At 62.1% G+C, this 6,485-nt stretch carries 6 protein-coding genes; 5 read left to right on the forward strand and 1 reads right to left on the reverse strand.

The annotated features are described in order from the left end of the window. The 4 genes from ABWP50_RS03975 to ABWP50_RS03990 all read left to right on the forward strand — a co-directional run. The coding region (locus tag ABWP50_RS03975) for an enoyl-CoA hydratase (protein ID WP_353216698.1) at positions 1 to 675 on the forward strand (675 nt) is incomplete at its 5' end. Continuing rightward, a complete protein-coding gene (locus ABWP50_RS03980) occupies positions 672 to 1,979 on the forward strand; it encodes a cytochrome P450 (RefSeq protein WP_353216699.1) in 1,308 nt (435 codons plus the stop codon). The genes ABWP50_RS03975 and ABWP50_RS03980, both read left to right, overlap by 4 nt. Then, positions 1,976 to 2,407 carry an acyl-CoA thioesterase gene (locus tag ABWP50_RS03985; protein WP_353216700.1) on the forward strand — a complete coding sequence of 144 codons (432 nt, stop codon included), beginning with the start codon at positions 1,976 to 1,978 and terminating at the stop codon, positions 2,405 to 2,407. The genes ABWP50_RS03980 and ABWP50_RS03985 overlap by 4 nt, the downstream gene beginning before the upstream one ends. Before the next feature lie 31 nt (positions 2,408 to 2,438). Beyond that, positions 2,439 to 2,897: a peptidylprolyl isomerase gene (locus tag ABWP50_RS03990; RefSeq protein ID WP_353216701.1), complete on the forward strand. Its 459-nt coding sequence runs from the start codon at positions 2,439 to 2,441 to the stop codon at positions 2,895 to 2,897. Positions 2,898 to 3,167: 270 nt separating this feature from the next. Here ABWP50_RS03990 and ABWP50_RS03995 read toward each other — a convergent pair whose 3' ends face one another. Further along, positions 3,168 to 4,661 carry a DEAD/DEAH box helicase gene (locus tag ABWP50_RS03995; protein ID WP_353216702.1) on the reverse strand — a complete coding sequence of 498 codons (1,494 nt, stop codon included), beginning with the start codon at positions 4,659 to 4,661 and terminating at the stop codon, positions 3,168 to 3,170. A gap of 502 nt (positions 4,662 to 5,163) precedes the next feature. Here ABWP50_RS03995 and ABWP50_RS04000 point away from each other — a divergent pair. After that, the coding region (locus tag ABWP50_RS04000; protein ID WP_353216703.1) for an SGNH/GDSL hydrolase family protein at positions 5,164 to 6,485 on the forward strand (1,322 nt) is incomplete at its 3' end.

Genomic DNA, 6,485 nt, shown 5'->3' on the forward strand with positions numbered 1-6,485 from the left:
GCGCTGGCGGCGGCGTTTCTGGATCTGGAAGCCGATGACAGCGTGCGCGCCATCGTGCTGACCGGCGCCGGCACCCGCGCCTTCACGGCCGGGCTTGATCTGAAGGAACTCGGCCAGCAGGGCCTGGGCGCAGCCAACGCGGCCGGGCCGGATGACAATCCGGTCAAGGCCATCGAACAAACCGGCAAGCCGGTGATCGGTGCCATCAACGGTGTGGCCATCACCGGCGGCTTTGAAGTGGCGCTGGCCTGTGATGTGCTGATTGCATCTGAAAATGCGCGCTTTGCCGATACCCATGCCCGCGTCGGCATCATGCCGGGCTGGGGCCTCAGCCAGAAATTGTCGCGGCTGATCGGGCCATATCGGGCGCGGGAACTTTCGCTGTCCGGCAATTTTCTGGATGCCGCCACCGCCGAGCGCTGGGGCCTGGTCAACCGGGTGGTGCCCGCCGCCGATCTGGTTGCAGCCGCAACCGCGCTGGCGCACGACATGGCCAGCATCGCACCGGCATTTTCGCGCACCTACAAGCGCCTGATCAATGATGGTTACGCGCTGCCATTTGGCGACGCCATGGCCCTGGAGGATGCGCAATCGTCGGCCGCCAATGCCCGCGTCTCGGCCGCCGATGTCGAGGCCGCACGCAGCGCCGTGCAAGAACGGGGCCGCAGCCAATGACCGACACGCCATTTCCGGGCTTCAGCAACGCCACGCTGGACGACACGCTGGTCAATCCGGCGGCCTATGCCGACGACAGCATCCATGATGCCTACACGGCGCTGCGCCGCGATGATCCGGTGCATTGGACGCAGCCGGCAGGGTTCCGGCCGTTCTGGTCGATCACCCGCCATGCCGATATTGTTGCGATTTCAAAGGCCAATGATCGCTTCATCAACCGCGAACGCACCTATCTCAGCCCGATCGAAGCGGAAAACTGGGTGAAGGCCACCACTGGCGACACGCATTTGTTCCGCACTTTGGTGGATCTGGATGATCCGCTGCACATGAAATTGCGGCGCATCACCCACACATGGTTCATGCCGCAAAATCTGCGCGCACTGGAGCCGAAGATTGCCGGCATTGCCAAGGCGCATGTCGATCACATGGCCAGCCTGGGCGGCACCTGTGATTTCGTCAATGAAGTGGCGCTGTGGTATCCGCTGCGGGTGATCATGATGATTTTGGGCCTGCCCGAAGCCGATGAAAGCCGCATGTTGCAGATGACTCAAGAGATTTTCGGGCCGCAGGACCCCGATGTCGTCGGCCGGTCGCGCATCCTCACCCAGGGCCTGAGCGGCCCGGAGGCCACCGGCAATGCGCAAGTTGATCTGTTTGCGTTAGTGCAGCAGTTTTTTGCTTATTTCGGCAGCGTGATCGAGGATCGCCGCGCCAATCCGCAGGACGATCTGGCAACGGTGATCGCGCAGGGCCTGGTGGACGGCGAACCCATCGGGCTGCTGGAAGCGGTGAGCTATTATGCCATCACCGTCACCGCCGGCCATGACACCACCAGCAGCAGCGCATCGGGCGGCTTGCTGCAATTGATCAACAACCCCGCTGAGATGGCCAAGCTGAAGGCCGATCCGGCGTTGATCCCCGGCGCGGTGGAAGAAATGATCCGCTGGGTGACGCCGGTGAAGCATTTCATGCGCACCTGCACCCAGGACACCGAAATCGGCGGGAAGCTGATCAAGGCCGGTGACGGAGTGGCGCTGTTCTATGCGTCCGGCAACCGCGACGAAGCGGTGTTCGATGATCCTTTTGCCTTCAAGGTTGACCGCGCCACCAATCCGCAAACCGCGTTTGGCAGCGGCGTGCACCAGTGCCTGGGCCTGCATCTGGCACGCATGGAAATCCGCGCGCTGTTTGCCGCGCTGCTGCCGCGCCTAGAGGACATCAGCCTGGCCGGCACCCCGCAAAACAGCATCGCCAATTTCGTGTCCGGCCTGAAAACCCTGCCAATCGCGTATCACCTGCAATGAGGGGCGATCCGCGCCGGTTACAGGCTGCCGCCTATCCGGCGCGGCTGGACCTGCCGACGCGCTTTGGCGACATGGATGCCAATGGCCACCTCAACAATGTGGCCATCGCGCAATTGTTCGAAGAAGCCCGGGTGCAGTTCAACACCGGCAGCGCGCAATTGCTGGCTGGCGCCCGGCCGCGCATCATGGTGGCGCATGTCGGCATCGATTATGTGGCCGAAGGCCATTATCCGCTGCCGGTGGCGCTGATGATGGGCATATCGGAAATCGGCAATTCCAGTTTTCGGATGGCGATGGCGGCGTTTCAGGCCGACCGCTGTTTTGCGCTGTGTGACAGCGTGCTGGTGGTGCGCGGCCCGGATGGCGGCCGGGCGGCCTTGCCGCAGGTCCTGCGAGAACGGCTTGAGGCGCACAGGCTGAACGGCTAGACGGCGTTGCTGTTTAACAAGGAGAGACACCATGGCCGATCTGCCCACCACACTTACCCTCAGCCTCGATAGCGGCGGCGATGTCGTCATTCGCCTGCGCAGCGATCTGGCGCCCGGCCATGTCGAGCGGATTGCCGGCCTGGCCAACGAAGGCTTTTATGACGGTGTGGTGTTCCACCGCGTTATCCCCGGTTTCATGGCGCAGGGCGGCTGCCCGAAGGGCACTGGCACCAGCGGTTCGAAACTGCCTGATCTGAAAGCCGAATTTTCAAGCCAGCCGCATGTGCGCGGCGTATGTTCGATGGCCCGCACCAGTGCGCCCAACAGCGCCAACAGCCAGTTCTTCATCTGCTTTGATGATGCCGGCTTCCTCGACCGCCAATATACCGTGTGGGGCGAAGTCACGTCCGGCATGGAATTTGTCGATGCACTGCCCAAAGGCGAGCCGCCGCGCACACCGGGCAAGATCGTCACGGCACGGGCAGTTTAAGCCATAGCCTAACGCCAAAGCTCATTGATCACGACAAATTGAAAAAGCCTCCGGCGGGCAGGGGTGACCCCTGCACCCATTTGCTGGATCCAAGCCGAGTTTCAAAGGTCTGGAGCGAACCAAAACGAAAGTGGTGCAGGGCTCAGCCCTGCCCGCCGGAGGCATTTTGCTTCTCTCTGATACTTGGTCACTGAGGCTTACCCCAACCTAGAAAAACCCCGCCGGCATCTGCTGCCGACGGGGTTTTTTCGTTGCCAAATGGCCGGGTCTTTAACGGACGCCGCGTGTGCGCGGGCCACCACTGCCCCGCTGGCCGGCGCCCTGCTGGCCAAAACGCTGCGGGCCGGACCGACTTACGCCTGGCCGCGGCGGCCGGCTTTCGCTGCGATCGCCATCCGGGCGGGCGCTGCCGGAACGATGGGCACCGCCGGCATTGCCGCCGCCGCCATAGCCATGCGCCGGCTGCACCTGGGCGCGCGGATCGCGCGGGGTGCGGCCGCTGCGGCTGGGCCCGCCACTATTACCGCCGCTGTTACCGGCGCCGCGGCGCGGATTGTCGCGCGGATCACGCTCTTCACGGGCAGGTTCTGGTGGGCCGGCCTTGATCATCTTGGCCGCCAGGCCAACCAGATCGCGGAAATCGGCTGGCAGCGCCTGCACGGCCAGCGGCTTGCGAATGGTCTTTTCGATATCCTTCAGGAAGCCGCGTTCGTCCGGCGCGCACAGCGCCACGGCATTGCCCTTGCGGCCGGCCCGCGCGGTGCGGCCGATGCGGTGCACATATTGTTCGGGCACGTTGGGCAATTCGAAATTGAACACATGGCTCACCTCCGGAATGTCCAACCCGCGCGCGGCGATGTCGGTGGCGACCAGCACGGTGAGTTCACCGGACCGGAACGCCGTCAGCGCCTTGGTGCGCTGCGCCTGGCTGCGATTGCCGTGGATGGCTTCGGCGGTGATCTTGTTGGCGGCCAGCTGGCGCACCACCCGGTCGGCACCGTGCTTGGTGCGGGTGAACACGATGCTGCACGCCACGTCTTCCTGCTTCAGCAGATGGGCCAGCAGCGCCAGCTTTTCGGTCTGCGATACATGCACCACGGTTTGCGCGACCTTGTCCACGGTGGTGGCGGGCGGCTGGATGGCCACCTTCACCGGGGTTTTCAGGTAACGCTGCGACAGCTCTTCGATGGCGGGCGGCAGGGTGGCGGAAAACAGCATGGTCTGACGATTGCGCGGCAACAGGCCGGTGATGCGCTTGAGATCATGGACAAAGCCCAGATCGAGCATCTGATCGCATTCATCGAGCACCAGCATTTCAACATGGCCAAGATCGAGCGAGCCCTTCATCACCAGATCGAGCAACCGGCCCGGCGTGGCGACCAGCACATCAACGCCCGGAAACAGCGCGCGTTCCTGGCGGGCGATCGGCACACCGCCGAACACCACCGACACCGACAGCTTCATGTATTTGCCATAGGATTGAAAACTGGCGGCAATCTGGCTGGCCAGTTCGCGGGTTGGCGCCAGCACCAGGCAGCGGGTGGAGATTTTCAGGCGGTGCTTGGGGTTGGCCGCCAGCCGGGTCAGGATCGGCAGCGCGAACGCCGCGGTCTTGCCGGTGCCGGTTTGGGCGAGGCCCAATATGTCCTGGCCGGCCAACGCCGGCGGAATTGCAGCCGCCTGGATCGGGCTGGGTTCGGTATAGCCTTTTTCGGCAAGCGCACGGGAGATTGGCTCGGCAAGAGCCAGATCAGCAAAATTCATGTGTGTTTCCAATATCAAAACCCGGTCAGCAAAAGCTGAACCGCAGCCACGATTGGCTGGCGGCCCACCGGGAGGAGGGGTTGACCAGCAACCCGCGTGATATGGGAAGCAAGCATCTGCGGGGGGCCTGAAGCCATTTGCTCCGATCACGCGCCCGTCGAGAAGCGTGCCGTATGCTGCATTGCGGCGGGAATGTCAAACGGCAGGTCTGGCCTGGGCGTCAAATCTTTGCCTCGGCGACTGCGTGCGGCTTTGACCGCGCCTTGTTGCGATGGCAGCCTTTCGATGGCAGCGGTTTTCCGCTATTCGGAAATCAGCGTGTTGTAGCACGCTGGAAATCTGGCTGCGGCAATTTGTCCTTGGCATGTTTTGGTTGTCACTATGAGGCGGCAATCATGTCCAGTTTGAACAAAAATCGGAATTAACCATATTTTAATTTTTTTCCAATGCGCGCGCAACGCAATTTGCGTATGGGTAACGAATTCCTTCTATTGGGTGCATTATGATCGACCGCAGTTTTGTAATTTACGGCGATAGCCGTACCCGAAGCAGCAGCTCACAAGAGGGTATCATTTCCAACAACGGTTATGCGGGTTGGGCTGAAGCCTATTCGGGAAACGAGGTTTTCTTCGCCCGCAACGGAAACTACGCAATCAAGGGCGCCATCAACAGCGGCTGGCGGGAGCTGTTTGCTGCCTATGTGGCCAGCCCATCGCGCAACGCGGTGTTGTACATCGGCTGGAACAGGTCGGCCTACAGCGATAGCACGCTCAGCACCGAAGATACTCGGCTGCAAATTGGGTCGATGCTGGACCAGTTGGGCGCTGCGGGCAAGACCGTCTTTCTGGTGAGCGAAACGCCGCAGAGCCTCTCGCCGGGCAACCCCAGACAGATTGAGATGCACGAATGGCTGGCAAGCCCGACAGGAGCGCTGCTCGGTCGGCCGTTTGTGGTGCCCGTGAATGCGTGGGACGCCCTGGAAGACCCGGCGAACCCGAATTTTCCTCGTCCCGAATATGTATACGACGGCCTGCATCTGACGGTAAAAGGCAACCAGGTTCTGGGTGAGGCGATTGCCAAGGCCATGGACGCACATTTTGCCGATACGGACTTGATCAACCTCGCGCAGACCAACGGCGACGGGTTCACCGCCGCCAATCTGGACGGTGTGTTGATCGCCAATCCATTGCTAGAAGGAACCGGAGGCATGCGCTCTGGCGCTGTTACCGGCGATGTAGCAACGGGCTGGACGGTTGCCACCAATGCCGGCGCCAGCGGTGTCAATGTCGTGGCATCCAAGGGCATTTCAAACGCTGGCTTTGCAGAACAGATTATTTCATTTTCCGGCACGCCGACTGGTGCCGGCGCAACCATCAGATTGACGTTGCAGGTGCCGCTGGCGAACGTGCAGATCGGCGATGCGCTGCGCGCCGGCGCGGTGATCGAATTTGATCCGGGTGGAACCGGTGTGTTGGGTATCTCGCCATCGCTGACCAGCCAGACTACTTCCGGCGCGGTTTTGCGCACGCGCGGCCTTGCCGCTTCGATCTATGACTTGCCCAGCGATGGTTTCAATTTGGCAATCGGCACCTCGTTTCTAGACGTCAAGGAAACGCAGCGGTTCGTGACGTATGATATCGTTATTTCGCTGCGAACCAATGCCTTGACCCAGGGCACGGTTCGCATTTCACAGGCGACCATCCGGGATTCGTCGGAAGCGGTTGATGCTCCGCCGCCGCCGCCGCCCGTTGACACCAACGTGCCGCCGGATGCCGAAAACGACCGGACCGTAACCTTGCTGGAAGACGCAGCGCCCGTCGCCCT

Origin of the sequence: Sandarakinorhabdus sp. (genome assembly GCF_040398645.1) — a bacterium.
Classification (GTDB): domain Bacteria; phylum Pseudomonadota; class Alphaproteobacteria; order Sphingomonadales; family Sphingomonadaceae; genus Sandarakinorhabdus.

Excerpts from the sequence above, each read along its gene's own strand:
- ABWP50_RS03980 (WP_353216699.1), top strand. The coding sequence starts at position 672 with ATGACCGACACGCCATTTCCGGGCTTCAGCAACGCCACGCTGGACGAC.
- ABWP50_RS03985 (WP_353216700.1), top strand. The coding sequence starts at position 1,976 with ATGAGGGGCGATCCGCGCCGGTTACAGGCTGCCGCCTATCCGGCGCGG.
- ABWP50_RS03990 (WP_353216701.1), top strand. The coding sequence starts at position 2,439 with ATGGCCGATCTGCCCACCACACTTACCCTCAGCCTCGATAGCGGCGGC.
- ABWP50_RS03995 (WP_353216702.1), bottom strand. The coding sequence starts at position 4,661 with ATGAATTTTGCTGATCTGGCTCTTGCCGAGCCAATCTCCCGTGCGCTT.